21 protein-coding genes are annotated in these 20633 nt (G+C 58.9%); 14 read left to right on the top strand and 7 right to left on the bottom strand.

Features of this window, described 5'->3' with window-relative positions:
* Positions 1-1042: 1042 nt before the first annotated feature.
* The 5 genes from KGB25_RS30470 to KGB25_RS17585 all read left to right on the top strand — a co-directional run bounded on the left by KGB25_RS30470 (position 1043) and on the right by KGB25_RS17585 (position 4821).
* Positions 1043-2137 carry a nucleoside 2-deoxyribosyltransferase gene (locus KGB25_RS30470; RefSeq protein WP_223436030.1) on the top strand — a complete coding sequence of 365 codons (1095 nt, stop codon included), beginning with the start codon at positions 1043-1045 and terminating at the stop codon, positions 2135-2137.
* On the top strand, positions 2134-2754 hold the full coding sequence (locus KGB25_RS17570; protein ID WP_223436032.1) for a 7-cyano-7-deazaguanine synthase: 621 nt from the start codon (positions 2134-2136) through the stop codon (positions 2752-2754). Before KGB25_RS30470 ends, KGB25_RS17570 begins: the two co-directional genes overlap by 4 nt.
* A complete protein-coding gene (locus KGB25_RS17575) occupies positions 2751-3401 on the top strand; it encodes a hypothetical protein (protein WP_223436034.1) in 651 nt (216 codons plus the stop codon). The genes KGB25_RS17570 and KGB25_RS17575 overlap by 4 nt, the downstream gene beginning before the upstream one ends.
* Before the next feature lie 559 nt (positions 3402-3960).
* Positions 3961-4266: a DUF3077 domain-containing protein gene (locus tag KGB25_RS17580; protein ID WP_223436035.1), complete on the top strand. Its 306-nt coding sequence runs from the start codon at positions 3961-3963 to the stop codon at positions 4264-4266.
* A 189-nt stretch (positions 4267-4455) separates the two neighbouring features.
* Positions 4456-4821, top strand: a complete 366-nt coding sequence (locus KGB25_RS17585; protein ID WP_192227813.1) for a hypothetical protein — start codon at positions 4456-4458, stop codon at positions 4819-4821.
* A 106-nt stretch (positions 4822-4927) separates the two neighbouring features.
* On the opposite strand, the gene KGB25_RS17590 is transcribed toward KGB25_RS17585, so the two are convergent.
* Both KGB25_RS17590 and KGB25_RS17595 read right to left on the bottom strand, forming a co-directional pair.
* The gene (locus KGB25_RS17590) at positions 4928-5296 is read right to left on the bottom strand and encodes a PH domain-containing protein (protein ID WP_008025469.1); all 369 of its coding nucleotides are present in this window, start codon (positions 5294-5296) and stop codon (positions 4928-4930) included.
* A 35-nt stretch (positions 5297-5331) separates the two neighbouring features.
* The gene (locus tag KGB25_RS17595; protein ID WP_207285699.1) at positions 5332-6081 is read right to left on the bottom strand and encodes a hypothetical protein; all 750 of its coding nucleotides are present in this window, start codon (positions 6079-6081) and stop codon (positions 5332-5334) included.
* A gap of 424 nt (positions 6082-6505) precedes the next feature.
* On the opposite strand from KGB25_RS17595, the gene KGB25_RS17600 reads away from it, so the two are divergent.
* Genes KGB25_RS17600 through KGB25_RS17615 form a run of 4 tightly spaced genes read left to right on the top strand, consistent with a single transcriptional unit; the run spans position 6506 to position 11632 of the window.
* Positions 6506-6982: a formate dehydrogenase subunit gamma gene (locus KGB25_RS17600; protein WP_008025466.1), complete on the top strand. Its 477-nt coding sequence runs from the start codon at positions 6506-6508 to the stop codon at positions 6980-6982.
* Positions 6982-8541 (top strand): formate dehydrogenase beta subunit, encoded by a 1560-nt coding sequence (locus KGB25_RS17605; protein WP_223436037.1) that lies wholly within the window; start codon positions 6982-6984, stop codon positions 8539-8541. Before KGB25_RS17600 ends, KGB25_RS17605 begins: the two co-directional genes overlap by 1 nt.
* A complete protein-coding gene (gene fdhF, locus KGB25_RS17610) occupies positions 8538-11414 on the top strand; it encodes a formate dehydrogenase subunit alpha (protein ID WP_207285702.1) in 2877 nt (958 codons plus the stop codon). Before KGB25_RS17605 ends, fdhF begins: the two co-directional genes overlap by 4 nt.
* Positions 11411-11632, top strand: coding sequence for a formate dehydrogenase subunit delta (locus KGB25_RS17615; RefSeq protein ID WP_008025460.1), 222 nt, complete (start codon positions 11411-11413; stop codon positions 11630-11632). Before fdhF ends, KGB25_RS17615 begins: the two co-directional genes overlap by 4 nt.
* A 128-nt stretch (positions 11633-11760) precedes the next feature.
* On the opposite strand, the gene KGB25_RS17620 is transcribed toward KGB25_RS17615, so the two are convergent.
* From KGB25_RS17620 to KGB25_RS17635, 4 genes are all read right to left on the bottom strand, one after another.
* Positions 11761-12102: a potassium channel family protein gene (locus KGB25_RS17620; RefSeq protein WP_008025459.1), complete on the bottom strand. Its 342-nt coding sequence runs from the start codon at positions 12100-12102 to the stop codon at positions 11761-11763.
* A gap of 91 nt (positions 12103-12193) precedes the next feature.
* A complete protein-coding gene (locus KGB25_RS17625) occupies positions 12194-12646 on the bottom strand; it encodes a hypothetical protein (RefSeq protein ID WP_223436039.1) in 453 nt (150 codons plus the stop codon).
* A 55-nt stretch (positions 12647-12701) separates the two neighbouring features.
* Positions 12702-14060 carry an ATP-binding protein gene (locus tag KGB25_RS17630; protein WP_223436041.1) on the bottom strand — a complete coding sequence of 453 codons (1359 nt, stop codon included), beginning with the start codon at positions 14058-14060 and terminating at the stop codon, positions 12702-12704.
* The gene (locus tag KGB25_RS17635) at positions 14057-14767 is read right to left on the bottom strand and encodes a response regulator (protein ID WP_008025454.1); all 711 of its coding nucleotides are present in this window, start codon (positions 14765-14767) and stop codon (positions 14057-14059) included. The genes KGB25_RS17630 and KGB25_RS17635 overlap by 4 nt, the downstream gene beginning before the upstream one ends.
* A gap of 166 nt (positions 14768-14933) precedes the next feature.
* Between KGB25_RS17635 and KGB25_RS17640 the strand changes: the two genes are divergently transcribed.
* Positions 14934-15725, top strand: coding sequence for a VacJ family lipoprotein (locus KGB25_RS17640; RefSeq protein ID WP_223436043.1), 792 nt, complete (start codon positions 14934-14936; stop codon positions 15723-15725).
* Positions 15726-15940: 215 nt separating this feature from the next.
* Here KGB25_RS17640 and KGB25_RS17650 read toward each other — a convergent pair whose 3' ends face one another.
* A complete protein-coding gene (locus KGB25_RS17650; RefSeq protein ID WP_223436045.1) occupies positions 15941-16840 on the bottom strand; it encodes a LysR family transcriptional regulator in 900 nt (299 codons plus the stop codon).
* Between the two features lie 92 nt (positions 16841-16932).
* Between KGB25_RS17650 and KGB25_RS17655 the strand changes: the two genes are divergently transcribed.
* From KGB25_RS17655 to KGB25_RS17670, 4 genes are all read left to right on the top strand, one after another.
* Positions 16933-17478 (top strand): NAD(P)H-dependent oxidoreductase, encoded by a 546-nt coding sequence (locus KGB25_RS17655; RefSeq protein ID WP_223436047.1) that lies wholly within the window; start codon positions 16933-16935, stop codon positions 17476-17478.
* A 59-nt stretch (positions 17479-17537) separates the two neighbouring features.
* Entirely contained in the window at positions 17538-17921 is a 384-nt protein-coding gene (locus tag KGB25_RS17660; RefSeq protein WP_223436049.1) for a hypothetical protein, read from the top strand.
* An 83-nt stretch (positions 17922-18004) separates the two neighbouring features.
* Entirely contained in the window at positions 18005-19927 is a 1923-nt protein-coding gene (locus KGB25_RS17665) for an alkaline phosphatase D family protein (RefSeq protein ID WP_223436051.1), read from the top strand.
* A gap of 135 nt (positions 19928-20062) precedes the next feature.
* Positions 20063-20578 carry an adenylate kinase gene (locus KGB25_RS17670; RefSeq protein WP_223436052.1) on the top strand — a complete coding sequence of 172 codons (516 nt, stop codon included), beginning with the start codon at positions 20063-20065 and terminating at the stop codon, positions 20576-20578.
* The last annotated feature ends 55 nt before the right edge of the window (positions 20579-20633 follow it).

Raw genomic sequence — 20633 nt, forward strand, 5'->3', positions numbered from 1 at the left:
GAGTTGGGGAGGTTGGCAGGTGAGTTTGCGAGTATTCAGACGCTGGAGCAGCTCGATGTGCCGCTCGTTGCGCTTAAGGATTATCTGAAAGATATTCAATAAAGGAGGCCAACCGAAAAAGACTAGAGCATCCATTAGCCTTACCGACACTGGGCTGCCACCCTTGCCAACAATAAATGCGCCACCCTTTCCGTCGAAGGTCAAAGTTGGCAATAGGTAGAATTGATTGGAAAGAGTCTGGGTATCCCCCCTTTTTGGTCGACTTCTGCGTGTCGAAAAAATGAAACTGAACCAAAGCGAAAACGAAGAGCGGCCAATCCTCATCGCAAATTTCAAACGGTCGGATTGCATCGGCTAATGGATAGGGATACAAATGCTTCCCACAAGGCAAATCGCTATCACATGGAGGGTGTGTTATGGGGAGTTCTGGATCTGGGCGCTTTTCGGATTATCCTGGCACGAAGGCCAAGAAAGTCGAAGGTGATGGCACAGGAATATCGGGCGGCACAAGCGGCGTAGATAAGTGTAGCCAAGCTTTTCACGTGCTATTGGAAGATGTTGGGAACAGCCAGTTCTACTCACAACTTGGGACAGTTCCACCCGCAAGCACTCAATTAGGGATCAGCTTCGACGGGCGACGCGTTTTTGCCGTCGACACTAACGGTGTGAAGGTCGGAGCGCTTCCTACTACATACAATTATCTTGTTGCGTGCATGGAGGACGGTGTTACGTACGTTGGCTTAGTGAGTTCGTCCGCCACATCGCCAGTCCCGACTGTCGAAGCTGATTTTGTGCCGCAATAATGATAACTATCACAGATAGAGTATTGGTGGTCGGGGAGCTCGTCGTCGATTACACGCTGGGTCGGCAAGGCGCAATGTGTAAGCTCCGTTTGGGAGGCGTGGCGCATGCAGCGAGAGGGCTGTGGGCAGCAGGAGTCGAGTACGCTGTTGCCGTTTTCTGCCCGCAGTATCTAGTGGACGAAGCGACACAGTATCTAGCGGAGTTGGGGTGTCACGAGTTCATCTGGCTCGGAGACGTGGTGGGTGCCCCTAATGTCATCGTTATCGGTGACGTCACAGAGGTTGCGCACCAAGGCTACGAAGATCTTATGCGAGAGACGAAGAGCCTGAATCTTCGCGATCCACTACCGTCCTTAGACGCTTACCAAAAGGTTATCGTCTTCCCTGGCAAGTTCAACATAAATGCACTTGCTCAGTCATTCTCCAAAGATGCATGGTTCTCGTTCGATGTTGCCTATGATGTTGAGGATCTCTCATCGCTCGAAGCGTTTCGAGGTCGACTGCAAGCAGTCATTATCTCGACTTCATCATCTCTGTTTATGAAGCTAGGACATGAAGATGTAAACGGGCTACTTGCCGCAGTGCGAACACTTTCACCAGAAGTGCTCTTGCTCAAAGAGAATCGTGGTGGGAGCCGGCTTTTCGAACTGTCCAGAGATGAAGTACTGGAGATCCCGGCTACATTGGGGCGCACAGTTAACTCAGTAGGCGTTGGGGATGTTTACTCCAGTGTGATGGTGGCTCATTCACAGATGGGGTGGGTCGAGGCGGCTTGGCGTGGTTGTCAGGCTGCCACAATCTACTCACAGTCTACATTTCCAGACGATATCAAGAGGGATCTGCAGCGTGAGCTTCGACTTTCTTTAGATACCCTGCAAGCACTTGGCGGTACATCTCTTTCATGGCACGACCGGCAGAAATTCTCTATCTATCTTGCAGGTCCGGATTTTTCGTATGTCGAAAAGCGAGAGCTTGATGAGGCGGTGGATAGCCTTACGTATCACAACTTCAGAGTGCGACGACCCATTCTGGAGAATGGCGAACTAGAACGACCGGCCACAGAAAGCGCCTTGCGTCGAACCTATCATCTGGATTGTCAGCTAATTAGAGACTGCGACATTGTGTTCGCGATCCCCCTCGGTCGTGATCCCGGAACACTCGTAGAAATTGGGATGGCTATTGAGATGGGCAAAAAGGTCGTTACTTATGACCCTCGCCGCGAGAACGAGAACACGATGGTTATGGTCGGTAGCTCTGTATTCTCCTGCGATCTCGACACGTGCCTCAATGGCACCTTCAACGTTATTGCGGAATTAGGGCGCGAAAATTCATGAAACAAGCACTGTTATTGGCATCGGGGGGCTTGGACTCTACCACCGTCGGATACCAGCTCGTCGCCCAAAACGTCGAAGTGATACCAATTTTTTTCGACTACGGGCAACATTGCGTCGACGTAGAGTGGGGGCGGGTAAATGAGGTCCTTCCTTCGGAGATGCGGCCGCCTGAGCGCTTCGATATATCGGATATCTTCCGGGGGTCGCAATCCCGATTGATCCGAGAGGCCGACCTCTGGACGGAGGAGGTGAGGGACGATGACCTATACATCCCTTACCGGACAATGCTCTTCTTCGCTGCTGCTGCAGCGCGCGCCCAGACCATGGGTATTCTTGATGTTTTTACTGGATTCATTAACAGCAACCACGCAAAAGAAATCGATTGCACTGCGGCATTTATGAACAGCCTCGACGGACTCACCTCGACAATCGGCCCTGTTCGCTTCCATTCACCGTTCAGATACTCCTCTAAAAGCTATGTAGCTAAGACTGCAGCTAAATTAGGTGTGCCAATTGGACGGACGTACTCCTGTCAGGCGTCGGCCCATTTTCCATGCGGCGCTTGCCCAAACTGTGTTGAGCGCTTGAACGCGCTGATAGAGGCTAACTTGGTATGAGTAATCCACTCGTTGAGGTGCTGCTAGTCGCACGTCTTATTGCCAACCGGGCTAAGGACGAAGGCGCCCTCTTCGACGAAAAATATCCCCGTGCCACTTGCGAGCATCTAGGAGCAGTACTTGCAGATTCGATACTCCAGGCGGGCCTCAACTACTCGACGGTCGTGCGACCTCGTGTCCTTGCAATCCTGCAGGCGCATCCGAATCGAGACACGATCTCTTCATTGGTCTCCCTGATTCAAGCTTGTGAAGTCGGGGCTTTTTTGAATTGGCGTCATTTCGAAAAAATAAGCAGGTTTGAGGCGCTCGTGTTTTTCTTGCAGGCTAGAGACATCGAAGATGTGCAAGATCTGCGTTTAGCTTTGGCTTCTGCTGAATTTTGCAAAGCAATTCAAACAGTTAGTGGAATCGGACCTAAAACTGTTGACTACATGGCATGTTTGATTGGCATCGACTCAATCGCAGTTGACCGCCACGTTCGAGCCTTCGCACGAGCAGTTGGTGTTAAAAATGACGATTACCATTTTCTTCGTAAGTCGTTTTGCTGCGCTGCCGATCTTCTATCACTTCCGCGTCGAGAATTCGACGCTTGGCTTTGGCGCCGCGCGGCGGTACCGCCCCAAATACAGTTGACCTTGGCTGTCTGAATGCACTCTTCCTGACCGGGCTCACCTCCTTCAAACTCAGAGTTCGCTTTCACCGTACGATAGGGAATCGGGTAATCGTCTAGCCCTGATTAACCCCCTACTTGGCCACCAGCATTTGCCTGCCCATTCCATTCCTTCAAGTATTGACCTACACCTGCAGGCCTAGACGCATCCTTCTACGGTTGCAGGAACTGGGTCTGCACGATACCCTCCCACCGTCGCTGCCAATTCAGCGACCGGGTGTGGAAACCCGTGTAATTCAAGGCGCAACAGCGCCCCCATCACGTCTGCCGGCGCTTTTTTTGTGTCTGCGGCGTGAGTTATGGCGGCTGTGCGTGGGACGTCTTCGGGCGTGCCGGTTTCCTTGATTCCCGGTTTTCCACCCTGCGCACAGCTGTCACCCATTCGTGTGGAAACGAACGTGGCAGCTCCTCATATCAAGGAGTTGGATAATGCGCAGTATCAATCCGTACAAATTTTGGCTTTCCCCTCTACGCAATTCCCAATCGCGTAACGCTTCACCCCTCCCCCATCGCCTCTCCGCTACTGGAGGTGCCCAATGACCAACCAACCCGAACTAAAAACCATCGGCCTAACCCCCGCTATCTACTGCGGCGATCAACCACTCTTCCACGTCACTCGCGACGTCCCCCTCGGCGATGCGTTATCTATGGCTTCCGATTTCCTGTTCCTCGCCAAAACGCTCGCCGAAGATGCTGCCTACGCCACAGACACCGACCGCCACGCCTGGGCTGCGCATTATTTGACGTCGATGAGTAAGGCGTTGGTGGATGATGCGGTGAAGGTGTTGACGCGGGATCGGGATTCTTTGTCGGGGTCCAAGCGGGCGGGGGCGAAGGCTTAAGGGTTGTAGCCGTCAGTCGATAAGGTAGGAAGTCTGTGGGGGCGGGTTGCTTGTGATGGTGGCAGTCGTTCGGTGGTGATGTTGGCTGGTTTGATGCTATCGCCAGCAAGCTGGCTCCTACAGGGGGTTGGGGTTGTTTGTAGGGTGATGTTGGCCCTGAATTTTTTTAACCAAGGAGTGGAGTGAGTAATGTTGTTTGATTCGCTGGTTATTTACGGTGCTTGGATTGGGGTGTGGGTTTGGATCGTGCGCTGTCGTGGCACGCTGAATCTGTGGCTGGCTAATCTGGCGGGGTTTGTGTGTGGCTGTATTGTCGGGATGGTGGTGGAGCAATTGACTCGTGCCGCCAGCGGGATTCTGTCGCCGGATGCGCCGTTTATGTTGTATTCGATCATGGCTGGGTTTGGCACGTTGGTTGGGACTTGGATGTGGCTTATTGCGAGGCTTGAGCAGCCGGAGGATCTGTTTCTGCGCCATTTGTTTGCCGGGGCGGTGAGTGTTTTTGTTGGCGCGGTTGTGCTTGGGCAGGCTTGGTCGTATTTGGTTTCTGGGTGAGTGCTTTTGCGGTTGGTGGTGGCTGGTTTGGCGCTATCGCCGGCAAGCCGGCTCCTACAGGGGTTGTGGGTTAGCCCCGGGTTATCGGGGCTTTTTAGCATTCAGGTTAGAGGAGGTGTTGGGAGATCAGTTTGGAGATTTCTACCATCGATGTTCTGCCGGTGAATTCGAATTTCACTTTTCCCAGCGACGAGAAGTAGATCTCCAGTTCCGAATCCAGGTCGAACGTGCCGGAGGTTTCTACCGAGTAGGCGACGATGTTTTTGTAGGGCAGTGAGGTGAAGTCTTTTTTGCTGCCGGTGATGCCCTGTACGTTGACGGCGATGATGCGTTTGTTGGTGAAGACGACGCCGTCGCGCATGGATTTGTACGAGTCGATGACGTGCTCGCCTTCCAGCAGCAGTGCACTGACCCGTTCTGCGTATTCTTCGTTTTGCTTGAGTTTGAAGAAGCCTTTGTTGTTGAAGTCGATCATCTGCCCATCCTCCGTTCGAAGAAAAATCCTGCGGATTACTTCACCACTTTCACGACTCGAATGTTGACGGGGAATCCATCCTGTCCGGGCAGTTTCTTCCATCCCACATACTGAAAAATCGCTTCTTCATCAATGTACTCGCCCCACTCCGCGACTTTGCCGCCCAACACTGCGACGTTCCGGTTAATGGCGCAGGTGCCATCGTCAGGACCGACGGTGTAGATCACATAAGGTTTGACGTATTTCGCGGCGCGGAAATGTTCGCCGCAACCAGAATCGACTCTGATCATCAAGGTCTTCAGATTTGCTTCACCATCCAGCTCGGCGTGCTGGTCGAGTTCCCCGATTTCGCCGACGTCGGTGAAGCCCAGAGAGCGAGCGCGCTTGTATGCCGGGGAGGCCAGGTGTTTGATCTGGGCTTGCGCGAGATACTCGTCCACGTCTTTGCTGAGTTCAATTTCGCCCTTGTGCGCGATCTCTTCCGCTATGGGAACGCCGCTCTCACAACGAGCGTATTCGGGGGAGCCAAGGCTTGACGGGGATAGGTAGTAGCGATGGAACTCAAGGGTACTCAGATGCATCTTGATAGCGGGATTAGCTTCTTTGGGCGTCTGGCGCCCGGCCTGCACCTCGGCCACCACCTGCAGAAATTTCTGGCAATCGGAGAGGTAGCCGTCCCAGGCGTATGTCGGGGTTTCACTCGACAGGCCGGCGAGCGCCGGGGTCATCACGACGGCGAAAGTGATTGCGCAGAACAGGCGCGAGACTCGAGTGACAGTGGCCATGTGTAGTCCGTTACAAAGTTGATGAAAGTGGCGCAACGCTACTGTTTTGCCGCCTTGCCGTCCACTGGCAGCAAAGGGGACAGACTCTATTTACTGCTAGCCCCTGTTTATTGAATTGAATCCCGAGTGCCAGGTGCATCTGACGCCTTCGGCTGCCTCTCGTCTAGACTTAATGGGTGGTCGTAGACAGAACCGAGCACGTCGCTTTGGTGCGGATTAATAAAGGGCCGCGTGGCAATCTGACTTTTATGCCCTTATTGAGGTGCGGCGAAGACCGTGCCGGGCACAACAAGATGCCCATTCAGGGTGCCCTGGCCACCGGCCTGAAATTGCCACGATACCGTGACGTGGTGTGAGTGCCGCAGCCGACACTTTCGGACGACCGACAACCTTCTGGTTTGTCCGTGACCGTGAGGATTGCTGAATGCCTGATGAGAGTTTGCACCTGCCTTTGGTCAACAGCCTGCTGGAGCGCCACAAAGGCTCCCCCGGCGCTCTGTTGCCCATTCTTCATGATATTCAGGAACGCATCGGTTACATCCCCGATGTGGCCGTCCCCGAGATTGCTCATGCCCTCAACCTGAGTCAGGCCGAGGTTCGCGGGGTGATCAGTTTTTACCATGACTTCCGTACCTCGCCGCCGGCCCGCCATATTCTGCGTCTGTGCCGCGCCGAGTCCTGCAAGAGCCGTGGCGCCGAGGAGCTGGCCGCGCAGTTGCGCGACCGCCTGCAACTGGACGATCACGGCAGCAGCGCCGACGGCAACATCAGTTTGCGCCCCGTTTATTGCCTCGGCGCCTGCGCCTGTTCGCCGGCCCTGGAGCTGGATGGCCGGGTGCATGCGCGGCTCAGTGCTGAGCGTCTCGATGCCTTGCTCGACGCTTGCCGGGAGGACGCGTGATGCCGACTCTTTATTTGCCCTGTGATTCCCTTGCCCGTGCTGTGGGTGCCGATGAGGTCTCCACAGCGCTGATCACTCAGGCCAAGGAACGCAATCTGCCGCTGGAGTTGCAACGCACCAGTTCGCGCGGTTTGTATTGGCTGGAGCCGCTGCTGGAAGTGGACAGCCCGCAAGGCCGGATCGGCTTCGGTCCGCTGACCGCAGACGATGTGCCGTCCGTGCTCGATGCCTTGAAAGGCGATCCATCCGCTCACCCACTGGCCCTGGGCCTGGTGGAAGAGCTGCCTTATCTCAAATCTCAACAACGCCTGCTGTTCGCCCGCGCCGGTATTACCCGGCCACTGTCGCTTGACGATTACCGGGCCCACGGTGGTTTTGAGGGCTTAACAAGGGCCGTCGCCATTGGCGGCGAAGAGACCGCAACCGCAGTGTTCGATTCAGGCCTGCGTGGCCGTGGCGGCGCGGCCTTCCCCGCCGGGATCAAATGGCGCACGGTGCGCGCCACTCAGGCGGCGCAGAAGTACATTGTGTGCAACGCCGACGAAGGTGACTCCGGCACCTTCGCCGACCGCATGCTGATGGAAGGCGACCCCTTCCTGCTGATCGAAGGCATGGCCATTGCCGGCATTACCGTCGGCGCCACCTTCGGCTACATCTATGTCCGTTCGGAATATCCGGATGCCGTGGCCACTCTGCGTGCAGCGTTGAACATTGCTCGTGAAGCGGGTTACCTCGGCGCCAATGTCGGCGGCAGCGGTCTGGCCTTCGATATGGAAGTGCGCGTCGGTGCCGGCGCTTACATCTGCGGTGAAGAAACCGCGCTGCTGGACTCGCTTGAAGGCAAGCGCGGGATCGTCCGCGCCAAGCCGCCGATCCCTGCGTTGCAGGGCCTGTTCGGCCAACCGACGCTGGTGCACAACGTGCTGACCCTGGCCTCGGTGCCGCTGATTCTGGCGAAAGGTGCGCAGTTTTATCGCGACTACGGGGTTGGCCGTTCAATGGGCACGATGCCTTTCCAACTGGCGGGCAATATTCGTCACGGCGGCCTGGTGGAACGGGCGTTTGGCCTGACCCTGCGGGAACTGGTGGAAGACTACGGCGGCGGAACCGCCAGTGGTCGACCGCTGAAAGCCGCGCAGGTGGGCGGCCCGCTCGGCACCTGGGTACCGCCGTCGCAATTCGATACACCGCTGGATTACGAGGCCTTCGCCGGCATCGGCGCGATGGTCGGTCACGGCGGTGTGGTCGTGGCTGACGACACCTTGGACATGGCGCAAATGGCCCGTTTCGCCATGCAGTTCTGCGCCGAGGAATCCTGTGGCAAATGCACGCCTTGCCGCATCGGCTCGACCCGGGGCGTTGAGGTTATCGACCGGATGCTGGCCGCGCCGGACCAGAGCGAACGCGATGCGCAGGTGATCATCCTCAAGGACCTGTGCGACACGATGCAATACGGTTCGCTGTGCGCCTTGGGCGGCATGGCCCCCTTCCCGGTCACCAGCGCCCTCAAGTATTTCCCCGCTGACTTCGGTCTGCAGCCTTCGGAGGCCGAGCAATGATTACTCTCTTCGACCCGAAAACCGATATCGACCTTGGCACTCCCGCTCGCGAAAGCCAGGTGCAAGTCACCCTGAACATCGACGGTCGCAGCATCAGCGTGCCTGAAGGCACTTCCGTGATGCGCGCCGCTGCGCTGATGGGCACCACCATTCCGAAACTGTGTGCCACCGACAGCCTGGAAGCCTTCGGCTCCTGCCGCATGTGCCTGGTGGAGATCGACGGTATGCGCGGTTATCCCGCGTCCTGCACTACGCCAGTCACGGAAGGCATGACCGTGCACACGCAGACACCAAAGCTCGCAACGCTGCGCCGCAATGTCATGGAGTTGTACATCTCCGATCACCCGCTGGATTGCCTGACCTGCTCGGCCAACGGCAACTGCGAGCTGCAAACCGTCGCCGGTCAGGTCGGCCTGCGGGAAGTGCGCTACGGCTATGAAGGCGAAAACCATCTGGAGGACGTGAAAGACACCTCCAACCCTTATTTCGACTACGACCCCAGCAAGTGCATCGTCTGCAACCGCTGCGTGCGCGCCTGTGAAGAAACCCAGGGCACCTTTGCCCTGACCATTACCGGTCGCGGTTTCGAATCCCGCGTGGCCGCTGCTGGCGGTGATAACTTCCTCGATTCGGAATGCGTGTCCTGCGGCGCCTGTGTGCAGGCCTGTCCTACCGCGACGCTGATGGAAAAAAGCGTGGTCGAACTCGGCCAGCCGGAACGCAGCGTGATCACCACCTGCGCTTATTGCGGCGTAGGCTGCTCGTTCCGCGCCGAGATGAAAGGCGACCAACTGGTGCGCATGGTTCCGGACAAGAACGGTCAGGCCAACCACGGCCACTCTTGCGTCAAAGGGCGCTTTGCCTGGGGCTACGCGACCCACCCGGATCGCATCACCAAACCGATGATTCGCAAGAACATCAGCGACCCATGGCAGGAAGTCAGCTGGGATGAAGCGGTGACCTACGCCGCCAGCGAATTCCGTCGCTTGCAGCAAAAATATGGCCGCGATTCCATTGGTGGCATCACCTCCAGCCGTTGCACCAACGAAGAAACCTATCTCGTACAAAAACTGGTGCGCGCCGCGTTCGGCAACAACAACGTCGACACTTGTGCGCGGGTTTGCCACTCGCCGACCGGTTATGGCTTGAAACAAACCTTGGGCGAGTCCGCCGGCACCCAGAGTTTCGACTCGGTAATGCAGGCCGACGTGATCCTGGTGATGGGCGCCAACCCGAGCGACGCTCACCCGGTGTTCGCTTCGCAACTCAAACGCCGTCTGCGTGAAGGTGCACGGCTGATCGTTATCGATCCGCGTCGCATCGATCTGGTGGACTCGGTGCACGCCCGCGCCGAATATCACTTGGCCCTGCGTCCCGGCACCAACGTCGCCATGCTTAACGCGTTGGCCCACACGATCATCACCGAAGGCTTGCAAGACCAACCCTTTATCGACGCTCGTTGCGAGGGCAATGACTTCGCCCGCTGGAGCGAATTCGTCAGCCGTGCGGAAAACTCGCCGGAAGCCCTTGCCCCTGTCTGCGGGGTCGACGCTGCCGACATCCGCGCCGCCGCTCGCCTGTATGCCACTGGCGGCAATGCCGCGATCTATTACGGCCTGGGCGTCACCGAGCACAGTCAGGGCAGCACCGCCGTCATGGGCATCGCCAACCTGGCCATGGCCACCGGCAACATCGGCCGCGAAGGCGTGGGTGTGAACCCGCTGCGTGGGCAGAACAACGTTCAAGGTTCCTGCGACATGGGTTCCTTCCCCCACGAGTTGCCCGGCTACCGGCACATCTCCAACGAGACAGTACGGACACAGTTCGAACAGGCGTGGAACGTCACCCTGCAACCCGATCCGGGCCTGCGGATTCCGAACATGTTCGAGTCTGCGCTGGCCGGCAGTTTCAAGGGCCTGTATTGCCAGGGCGAAGACATCGCTCAAAGCGATCCGAATACCCAGCACGTCACCGCAGCCCTGTCGGCCATGGAATGCGTGGTGGTGCAGGACATCTTCCTCAACGAAACCGCCAAGTTCGCCCATGTGTTCTTGCCGGGCGCTTCGTTCCTGGAAAAAGACGGCACCTTCACCAACGCCGAGCGCCGTATCTCGCGGGTGCGCAAGGTCATGGACCCGTTGGGCGGCAAGGCCGACTGGGAAGGCACCGTGGCGCTGGCCAACGCCTTGGGCTACCCGATGAACTACAAACACCCATCGGAAATCATGGATGAAATCGCCAGCCTGACGCCGACGTTCACCAACGTCAGCTACGCCGAACTGGACCGCCACGGCAGCCTGCAATGGCCGTGCAACGCCGCCGCACCGGACGGCACGCCGACCATGCACATCGATCAATTCGTGCGTGGCAAAGGGCGGTTCATGCTCACCGGTTATGTGCCTACCGAGGAGAAGGTCAACAACCGCTATCCGCTGCTGCTGACCACCGGGCGCATCCTCAGCCAGTACAACGTCGGCGCTCAAACCCGGCGTACCGAGAACGTCGCCTGGCACGACGAAGACCGTCTGGAAATCCACCCGACCGATGCTGAAAGCCGTGGTATCAACGAAGGCGACTGGGTGGGCATTGGCAGCCGCGCCGGGCAAACCGTGCTGCGTGCGCGAGTCACCGAACGGGTTGCGCCGGGCGTGGTGTACACCACGTTCCACTTCCCTGAATCGGGGGCCAACGTGATCACCACCGATAACTCCGACTGGGCCACCAACTGTCCGGAGTACAAGGTCACCGCCGTGGAAGTCAGCCGCGTCTACCACCCGTCCGAGTGGCAAAAACGCTTCCAGGAATTCACTGACGAACAGCACCGTTTGCTCAAGGAACGCCGTCAAGGCGCTAAAGCGGAGGTGCGCCGATGAGCACTGCCAACCTGATCAAGATGGTCAACCAGATCGCCCAGTACTTCGCCACCGAACCGGACCGGAAACAGGCCGTGCTCGGTGTGCGTAATCATCTGCAGATGTACTGGACGCCGGGCATGCGCAAGGAGTTGCTGGCCTGGCAGACAGAACATCAGGGAGCGGATTTGCATCCGTTGGCGCAAGAGGCGGTCAGCGGGGCGGGTTGGGAGGCCTGAAAACCTGTGGGAGCGAGCCTGCTCGCGATGGTCGTCAACGATAACGCGCATATCCTGGATAAGCGCGGCGTCCATGAGTCCATCGCGAGCAGGCTCGCTCCTACAGGGGTTGTGTGTAGTGTTCCGCCTTATTTATCGCCATCGGTCACCCGCACCGCGATCTCGATCGCCCGCACGCTGATCGCCGCAAAGATCGCCGTGAGCAGTACGCCGTTGAACCCGAGCAATATTGCCAATATCCGCGAAACCGGCAACTTCGGCACGAGCTCGCCATAGCCGATGGTCAAGCCGGTCACGAAGCCGAAATAGATGCCGTCGAAAGGATCCCAACCTTCCAGGTAGCTGATGATCAGGCCGCACGTGACGATGACGATCAGCATGGTGGAAAGGATAGGCCAGACAACTCGAAGGTAATAGCCGACAGCTTTGTAGAACTCTCGACGGATGTTCGACGTATTTGCAGGCTTCATGTCGTGGGTTTCCTGAGGGCGGCAGGCGGATTGACACTCATCAGCTTGGCACAAGTATTGGAAATCGATGCCGCGTCCCAGGATGTAATAACTACTCGATCTGAATCGGCCCCTTGGTCCCGGCATCGCTGTCGGTCCAGTAATCCTCATTCTGCAACCGCCGATCGCCCTGAATCGTGAAGGTGAGTTTGCCCTGGCGAAACTGCAGCGTGCCATCGGTGCGCTTGGCGTTTACCCGCTTGCCGTTGACCCAGACCTGCTCCTTGGCATCGATACGAATCGTCGCAACGGTCGCGCCGGCATCGCTCTTGGCGACCCATTGCCCGGCGTAAGGCGTCTGGGTATTTGTGCTGTCCGCCGCGGGGTTGGTGAAACCGGCCTTGGCGTTTTCCGCTTTGCTCTTGTGGATATCGCAGCCCTGAGTCTCGCTGACCTGGGTGCAACCGGATTGCTCAAGTTGTTTGCGGTACTTGTCGTTGATGGCATAGGCCGGGAGTTGCACCAACATCATGGTGGCCAATGCCGGCAGGATGATCCGTTTCATAGGTCCTCTCTTCTGAACAGCGCCTTCCCCAGCGCCCGCGAACTGCATGGATCTTTCACTGTAGTCCGAATCCTGTCCCCGGATGCACCGGTAAAACCACCAACGCCGCCAACCCGCCCTTCGACCGATTGCGCAGCTTCAGCTCGCCGCCGTGCTCCAACACAATCGCCCGTGCAGCCGATAACCCCAACCCTACCCCGCCCGTGCTTTTATTCCGCGAGCCTTCCAGGCGAAAGAACGGCACAAACACCTGTTCAAGACTGGCCTGCGGAATTCCCGGGCCACGATCCAGCACGTTGATCCGCACTTCCCCCGCATCAGGCATCAGCTCAATCGCGGGCTCGCTACCGTACTTGATCGCGTTATCCAGCAGATTGGTCATCACCCGCTTAAGCCCCAACGGCCGCCCGAAATACACCAGCCGTTGCGGCCCGCTGAAGGCAATCTCGACACCCTGATCCCGGTAGTCATCCCGCAAGGTTTGCAGCAGTTCCGCCAGATCAAACTGGGTCGCCGGTTCAAGCCGCGCGTCATCCCGAAAGAACTCCAGCGCCGAATTGATCATCGCCTGCATTTCATCCACGTCACGAAACAACCGCTGCTGCTGCTCGGCATCCTCGATGAATTCGCCGCGCAAACGCATGCGCGTCAACGGTGCGCGCAGGTCGTGGGAGATGGCCGCGAGCATTTGCGTGCGGTCGCGGATGAAGTGTTGCAGCTGGGCCTGCATGGCGTTGAAGGCGAGGATCGCCTGGCGGATTTCCTGGGGGCCGAGGGGTTCGATGGGTGGGGCGCGGAAATCGATGCCGAAGCGTCGGGCGCCTTCGGCGAAGCGCTGCAAGGGCGTGGCGAGGCGGCGGGTGGCGATCAGGGCGACCAGCGCGGTGGAGATCAGCACCAGCAGGATGACGATCAGGTAACGCGGCGTTTCGTCGAGGCCCCAGCTGCGTGAGGGCGCGGAGAACATCAGCCAGGACGAGTCGGGCAGCTCGATCAGCAACGCGTAATGCGCGTCCGCCGAGGGTTCCGTCCAGTCAGCCGGCTCGTAGGTCTGGATTCGACCTGCGAATTTAAGCAACGGCTGCAAGAGGGTCGAGCCGATTTCGGAATCCAGATCCTCCACCGGCGGCAGGTTGAGCTCACGTCGATCAAGGTGCCAACTGACGGTAAAGCCTTCATCACTGACAGCTTGTGCCAACTGGCTGCGCAGAGGCACCGGGGCAGCCTTGATGACGCGGGTGATGGCGGCCATTTTTTCCAGCAGCCCGGTTTCAGTCAGCGGCGGCCGCGCCCAGACGCCGGCGAGCTGGATGAACAGCCCATTGAGCGCCAGGGAAATGAGCATGGCGAGGATGATGGTCAGGGCGATCCAGCGCGCCACCGTGTCCCGGCGAATCCGCTTCAGCCAGCTCATCGCCGCGTCACACTTGGAGTGAACAGGTAACCGCCATTGCGCACGGTGCGAATCATCGCCGGGCGCTTGGTGTCGGATTCGAGTTTGCGTCGCAGGCGGCTGACTTGCACGTCGATGCTGCGATCGAACGCGTCGTGACAATGCCCGCGCGCCAGGTCCAGCAATTGCTCGCGGGTGAGGATGCGTTGCGGGTGTTCGACGAAGACCAGCAGCAAATCAAACTCACCGGCCGACAGCGGAATCATCACGTTGTCCGGCGAGCGCAGTTCCCGGCGGGTGACGTCGAGGTGCCAATCGGCAAAGTCGATCAGCGGCCGTGGACGTTCCTGCGCCAGCGGTCGACGGTCCTCCACACGGCGCAGCACGGCACGCACTCGGGCCAACAGTTCGCGGGCGTCGAAGGGTTTGGTCAGGTAATCGTCGGCGCCGAGTTCGAGGCCGACCACCCGATCACTGAGTTCGCCCATGGCGGTGAGCATGATCACCGGTATCGCGTGGCGGATGCGCAGTTGCTGGCACAGGATCAGCCCGCTGTCGCCGGGCAACATCACGTCGAGAATGATCAGGTCTGGCGCCTGGCGTTCGATGGCCGCCCACAGCGACGCGCCGTCGGTGGCGACCTCGACGCTGTAGCCGTGCTGGACGAAGAATTTTTTCAGCAGGTCGAGGACTTCAAGGTCGTCGTCGACAATTAAAAGGCTGTTCACCGAAGGTCACTTACGGGGCGAATGGAACCGTCATCTAAAACCATTCACGGCAGCGCGTCATATATTTCAATCCTGCAATAAAACGACAGCGGCGCAATAAACCGGACATCTTTGCGCAAGGCTCGGGGCCCAGCATCGCCGCCAATTCCTCCCGAGACTCGCGTCCATGTTGCCTTTCAAATGTGCTCCCTGGCTGGCCCGCAACACCTCGATTGCCGTGCTGGCCGCCGGGTTGGCGGGCTGCAGCAGCCAGCCGTCGTCCAGCGCCGAAGTGAGCTGCGCCGACTTCGCCTATTCGGTGTACGACCCGGCGGAACCGCTCAATCGCGGGGTCTTCGCGTTTAACCGGGTGGTGGATGACTACGCCCTGGCGCCGGTGGCTCGCGGCTATCGCCACACGCCGGACTTTTTCCAGACGGGTGTGCATAACTTCGTGGCGAACTTCGGCGAGCCCAAGGTGTTTATCAATGACCTGCTGCAAGGCAACCCGATGCGTTCGGTCAATACGCTGGGGCGGTTTGCGCTGAATACCACGGTGGGCGTGGTGGGGTTGATCGACGTCTCCGGCATGGCCGGCATTCCACGTCATAAAGCCGACTTCGGCCAGACCTTCGGCGTGTGGGGCATCGGCGACGGGCCAATCGTCGAACTGCCGTTGCTCGGCACGTCCAACAGCCGCGATGCGGCCGGGCGTGTGCTGAGTTTCGTGGTCGATCCGTTCGGCGACAACAGCGATACCGTGGACACGCTCTCAACGATCAACACCGTCGGCGACATCGTCGATGGCCGAGCCGAAGTCTTGCCGCTGACCGACAGCCTGCAAAAACTGCCGGACTATTACAGCGCGTTGCGCAACGTGGTGGCCGAGCATCGCGCCGCTTTCGTGGTCGAGGGCAAACAAGGCTCGCCGAAGAACACTCAACCACAATGCACAGGAGCACCGGCCGATGGTTTCTGAAGGCCTGATTCTTCAACACCGCGTGACCCGCGACGATGAGGCGAATCTGCATTGCCGGGAAATCACCCTGCGCCTGTCCGCAGACTGTCGCCAACTGGTGCTCACCCGCTACACCGAACACTACGGCCCGGCGCTGGTGCGCTGGATCGAGCGCAGTCACACGGTGTCGGTGAGCGAGCTATTTCGCTGGCTGGTCGCCAACGGTGAGGCGGATGTCAGCGAGCAGCGATCACTTCCTCCAACACCCGCGCTACGCACTGCACCGCCGCGTCCTCATCGCGGCGTTTATGCCAGGCCAGATGCACCGCAAATCCCTCAACCTCAATCGGCGGTTGCACGGTGTGCAGCGTCTTGGCCATCGGCATCGACAGGCACTGGCTGGGCAACATCGCAATCAGGTCCGAGCCCAGCAGCAGATCCGGAACCATGACAAAGCTCGGCACGACGATCCCGACCCGTCGCGCCAGCCCCCTCCCTTTCAACAACTCGTCGAGCGGGCCCCAGGTTGCGCCTCGGCCAGACACCAGCACGTGTGGATAACTCAGCCAGCGCTCGAGATCGAAGTCTGCAATTGCAGGATGCCCGGCGCGCATCGCCACCACGAAATGCTCGTGCAACAGCAGGCGTCGGGTGTAGTCCGGTCCGAGGGGCGGGAAGACCGACATGGCCAGATCGCTTTGGCCGCGACTCAAACTTTCCTGAGCCGCTTCGCCGCCCTGCCAGGGTTGAATCACCAGGTCGATGCCCGGTGCCAACTCGGCCAGTCGCTGGTGCAACTGTTGCGCGACGATGATCGCCGGGAAGTCGGCCATGACGATGCGCACGGTTTGGCACAGGGTGCTCAGGTCGGCACTGGCAGCGCCGACCAGCGTGCTGACCGAGCCCAGAATCTGCTTCAACGGACCGCGCAAGGCCTGCGCCTTGGGGGTCAGTTGCATGCCGCCCGGCACGCGTTCGAGCAGGCGATCCTGGAACAGATGCCGACAACGCTCCAGCGCATTGGAGGCCGCCGGTTGCGACAGGCCGACACGCTCGGCCGCGCGGGAGACGTGGGCTTCGTCGAGCAACGCATCGAGCACGGTCAACAGATTGAGGTCCACCGAACGTAGATTCATTGAATCAATACCTAATTAGATAAACCATCCATTGGAGCAATTTATAGCACGCTGGCACGCTGTGGCTCCCTTCACTTGAACCGGGTAATCCCATGAACGACACCACGCTGATTATGAGTTTTCACCCGGATCTGGGACGTTCACACGCCAATCGCGCCTTGCTTGATGCCGTGAAGGATCTGCCGGGCGTCTCCATCGTCGATCTGTATGGGCTTTACCCGACCGATGAAGTCGACACCGCCGTGGAGGTTCAGCGCCTGTTGTCGGCAAAACGGCTGGTGCTGCAATTTCCGGTGCAGTGGTACTCGACGCCAGCGCTGCTGAAAAACTGGCAGGACCGCGTGCTGACGCAGATGTACTACATCGCTTATGAAGCGCAGGGCTCCAGGCTTGAAGGGTTGCCGATCATGATTGTGGCGACGGCGGGCAATACGCCCGAGGCCTACAGTGAAACCGGCGTTAACCTGTTTCCCCTTGAGCAATTGCTGCAACCGTTGCGCGCAACTGCGCATCGCTGCCAATGGGCGTGGAGCGAGCCGTTTCTGGTGTATCGGGCCAACAAGCTGCCGGGGTCGGAATTGAATGTCATCGCCACTGAATACCGGGGCAGGATTGAGCAGTTTCAACGCAACCCATGACACTCTTCAGCTCAAAGCCACTGATTTGATATCGTGCACGCCATCGTCTCTCCCGACCCATGAACAAGGAAGAATCAATGGTACCCCTCGGCATTTTGGTGTTCCTCGCTGCATCAGCGGGGATATGGCATTGGATCGTGAGGAATCGTGGCAGCGTCAAACTGTGGCTGGCCAACCTGGCAGGTGTCCTGGCCAGTTTCCTTGTGGGTGTGGTCGTGCTGATCTTTATGGCCCCCGAACAGGCTGGAACACGGGGCCCGACGTATTTTCTTTATTCGTTGATGGCGTTCATCGGGGTGTTCATCGGGACGTGGCTCTTCGTCATCGCCCGATTCAAGGAAGGCGAACATCCGGTCGGCCGTCATTTTATCGCCGGGGCCTGCAGTGTGGTGGCGGCATTTTTCACGCTGTTGCTGTGGGTAACGACCTTCCCCCCCAAGTAAACGTTACCCCAGGCAATTGATGAAGTTCAGGCAGAGGTCTGCGTTATCATCGCCGGCCTGTGCGCCAAGAGTCTTGAACCCGGATGTCCGAATCACTGCCACTGCCTGACAACTGCACCCCACTGCCACCGGTTCTGGTCGGGCCGCTGTTGCGGCGCCTGGAGCCTTCACGGCTGGTGCTGTGGCTCGTGGGCACCCGGCCGTTATCGCTGACGTTGCGCCTGCAAGATGTTGGCGACATCCGCCTCGACGCCGGGCAATGCACGATCATTCCCGTCGGAACGCACGCCTTTATTCATTTGATCGATGTGCCGCTCGACAACGCCCTGCCCTGCGACACGTTGATCGAGTACGACCTGTTGATTGATGGCGCAATGACGGGCATCGCCGAATGGGCGCCGCATCTGTTGTATGGCGAAGCACGCTGCCCGAATTTTGTTTTGCGCTCGCGGATCGACCAACTGCTGCATGGCTCTTGCCGCAAACCTCATCATCCCGCCGCCGACGGCTTGCTCTGTGTCGATCATTTGCTGGCCTCGGAACACGAGGCCACTGAGCGCCCGGCGTTGCTGATGATGAGTGGCGACCAGGTGTACGCCGACGATGTCGCCGGGCCGATGCTGCGGGCCATTCATGCCTTGATCGCACGGTTGGGATTGTTCGGCGAACACCTCGAAGGCGCCGTGGTCAGTGACAGCGCCAAGCTCTATGAGCATGCGGCCAGCTACTACCACCGTGCGGATTTGTTACCGGCGCTGCAAAGCAATGAAACCCTGCGCGAGCGATTTTTCGGCGGGGCGCGCAAGCCGATTTTCACCAGCAGCAGTGCCGACAATCACCTGGTGACCTTCGCTGAGGTCATGGCCATGTACCTGCTGGTGTGGTCGCCGACACCCTGGACGCTGATCACGCCCAAACCGCCGAAGTTGATTCCCGAACGGCGCGCGCGTTATGCGCTGGAGCAGACGCGCATCGATACCTTCAAGGCAGGCCTGGGCGGTGTCGCACGGGCCTTCGCGCATCTGCCGTGCCTGATGATCTTCGACGACCACGATATTACCGATGACTGGAATCTTTCCGCGCAATGGGAGGAAACGGCCTACGGCCACCCGTTCTCCAAGCGCATCATCGGCAACGCGCTGATTGCTTACATGCTGTGCCAAGGCTGGGGCAACAACCCGGATGCGTTCGGCGCCGTGCTGGCGAAGACCGATGGTTTCAGCGCGACCGGGGAAGACGGCTATCTCGACAGCCCGGTGCAGGACGCCTTGATCGATGAGCTGCTGAAGTTTCAGCACTGGCATTACGTGCTGCCCACCAGCCCCGCGATGGTGGTGCTCGACACCCGCACCCGGCGCTGGCGCAGCGAGATGACACTCAAGCAACCCTCGGGTCTATTGGACTGGGAAGCCCTCTGCGAACTGCAACAGGAACTGCTGGATCACCCGTCGGCGATCATCGTTTCGCCCGCGCCGGTGTTCGGTGTGAAGCTGATCGAAACCGTGCAACGGGTGTTCAGCTGGTTCGGTTATCCCCTGCTGGTGGACGCCGAAAACTGGATGGCCCATCGCGGCGCAGCGCAGGTGATCCTGAACATTTTCCGACACTCGCGTACACCGGGTAACTACGTGGTGCTGTCAGGCGATGTGCATTATTCCTTCGTCTACGAAGTGCTGATCCGACACCGCAAGGCGGGCCCAAGGATCTGGCAGATCACCAGCAGCGGCATCAAGAACGAATTTCCGCCGACGCTGCTGGAATGGTTCGACCGCCTCAACCGCTGGCTCTATTCGCCGCGCTCACCACTGAACTGGCTGACCAAGCGCCGACGGATGCGCATCGTGCCGCATGTTCCGGAGCATGCCGAGGCGGGTGAACGGTTGTGGAATTCGGCGGGGATCGGGCAGGTGTTCTTTAATGAAAAAGGACAGCCGCAGGCGATTTACCAGCACAATTCGGATGGCTCGCCGAAGACGCGGATGGTGGCGCCTGAGGCTGAGGATTGACGGTAAACGCTCAACCCTGTGGGAGCGAGCCTGCTCGCGATGGCGGTGTGTCAGTCGGCATAACTTTGACTGACACACCGCTTTCGCCGGCAAGCCGGTCTCGCTCCCACAATGGTTTAACGCAGACCATTTACTATGGACCTCACTCGAACGCTGATCATCGGCAACTCCGGTTCCGGCAAAAGCTGGCTGGCCGAGCAATTGGCCAGCCAACTGCAAATACCCTGGGTTGATCTGGACGCCCTTCACTGGCTGTCCGACGAACACAGCATCGCCCGCCCCCGCGCCGAAGCCCTGGGCATGGCACGGATCGCAGCAGATGAAGAGCGCTGGGTGATCGAAGGTGTCTACGGCTGGATCGTCAGCGAACTTATCCACAGGGCCACGGCGTTGATCTGGCTGTGTGTTGGCGATGAGGAATGCGTCGCCAATGTTCGTCTGCGTGAGGCTAATCGGGATGAGCAGGACGAGAGGCTGATCGCCTTGCTCGACTGGGCCGGCAGTTATCGTGCTCGCGAGGGTTCCAGTGGGTATGCCGAGCATCGGCAGTTGTTCGAAGGGTTCGCCGGTTCAAAACTGCGACTCATGAACCGCTTGGACATCACCGACTTCGCTGATTCCCGGCCTTATAAGAGCGAACCGCACCTGTAGGAGCCAGGCTTGCCGGCGAAAGCGTCCTCAAGAGCGCCTTCGCCGGCAAGCCTGG

Origin of the sequence: Pseudomonas sp. BF-RE-21 (genome assembly GCF_019947305.1) — a bacterium.
Taxonomy (GTDB): Bacteria; Pseudomonadota; Gammaproteobacteria; order Pseudomonadales; family Pseudomonadaceae; genus Aquipseudomonas; species Aquipseudomonas migulae.

Excerpts from the sequence above, each read along its gene's own strand:
- KGB25_RS17570 (WP_223436032.1), top strand. The coding sequence starts at position 2,134 with ATGAAACAAGCACTGTTATTGGCATCGGGGGGCTTGGACTCTACCACC.
- KGB25_RS17575 (WP_223436034.1), top strand. The coding sequence starts at position 2,751 with ATGAGTAATCCACTCGTTGAGGTGCTGCTAGTCGCACGTCTTATTGCC.
- KGB25_RS17580 (WP_223436035.1), top strand. The coding sequence starts at position 3,961 with ATGACCAACCAACCCGAACTAAAAACCATCGGCCTAACCCCCGCTATC.
- KGB25_RS17585 (WP_192227813.1), top strand. The coding sequence starts at position 4,456 with ATGTTGTTTGATTCGCTGGTTATTTACGGTGCTTGGATTGGGGTGTGG.
- KGB25_RS17590 (WP_008025469.1), bottom strand. The coding sequence starts at position 5,296 with ATGATCGACTTCAACAACAAAGGCTTCTTCAAACTCAAGCAAAACGAA.
- KGB25_RS17595 (WP_207285699.1), bottom strand. The coding sequence starts at position 6,081 with ATGGCCACTGTCACTCGAGTCTCGCGCCTGTTCTGCGCAATCACTTTC.
- KGB25_RS17600 (WP_008025466.1), top strand. The coding sequence starts at position 6,506 with ATGCCTGATGAGAGTTTGCACCTGCCTTTGGTCAACAGCCTGCTGGAG.
- KGB25_RS17605 (WP_223436037.1), top strand. The coding sequence starts at position 6,982 with ATGCCGACTCTTTATTTGCCCTGTGATTCCCTTGCCCGTGCTGTGGGT.
- fdhF (WP_207285702.1), top strand. The coding sequence starts at position 8,538 with ATGATTACTCTCTTCGACCCGAAAACCGATATCGACCTTGGCACTCCC.
- KGB25_RS17615 (WP_008025460.1), top strand. The coding sequence starts at position 11,411 with ATGAGCACTGCCAACCTGATCAAGATGGTCAACCAGATCGCCCAGTAC.
- KGB25_RS17620 (WP_008025459.1), bottom strand. The coding sequence starts at position 12,102 with ATGAAGCCTGCAAATACGTCGAACATCCGTCGAGAGTTCTACAAAGCT.
- KGB25_RS17625 (WP_223436039.1), bottom strand. The coding sequence starts at position 12,646 with ATGAAACGGATCATCCTGCCGGCATTGGCCACCATGATGTTGGTGCAA.
- KGB25_RS17630 (WP_223436041.1), bottom strand. The coding sequence starts at position 14,060 with ATGAGCTGGCTGAAGCGGATTCGCCGGGACACGGTGGCGCGCTGGATC.
- KGB25_RS17640 (WP_223436043.1), top strand. The coding sequence starts at position 14,934 with ATGTTGCCTTTCAAATGTGCTCCCTGGCTGGCCCGCAACACCTCGATT.
- KGB25_RS17650 (WP_223436045.1), bottom strand. The coding sequence starts at position 16,840 with ATGAATCTACGTTCGGTGGACCTCAATCTGTTGACCGTGCTCGATGCG.
- KGB25_RS17655 (WP_223436047.1), top strand. The coding sequence starts at position 16,933 with ATGAACGACACCACGCTGATTATGAGTTTTCACCCGGATCTGGGACGT.
- KGB25_RS17660 (WP_223436049.1), top strand. The coding sequence starts at position 17,538 with ATGAACAAGGAAGAATCAATGGTACCCCTCGGCATTTTGGTGTTCCTC.
- KGB25_RS17665 (WP_223436051.1), top strand. The coding sequence starts at position 18,005 with ATGTCCGAATCACTGCCACTGCCTGACAACTGCACCCCACTGCCACCG.
- KGB25_RS17670 (WP_223436052.1), top strand. The coding sequence starts at position 20,063 with ATGGACCTCACTCGAACGCTGATCATCGGCAACTCCGGTTCCGGCAAA.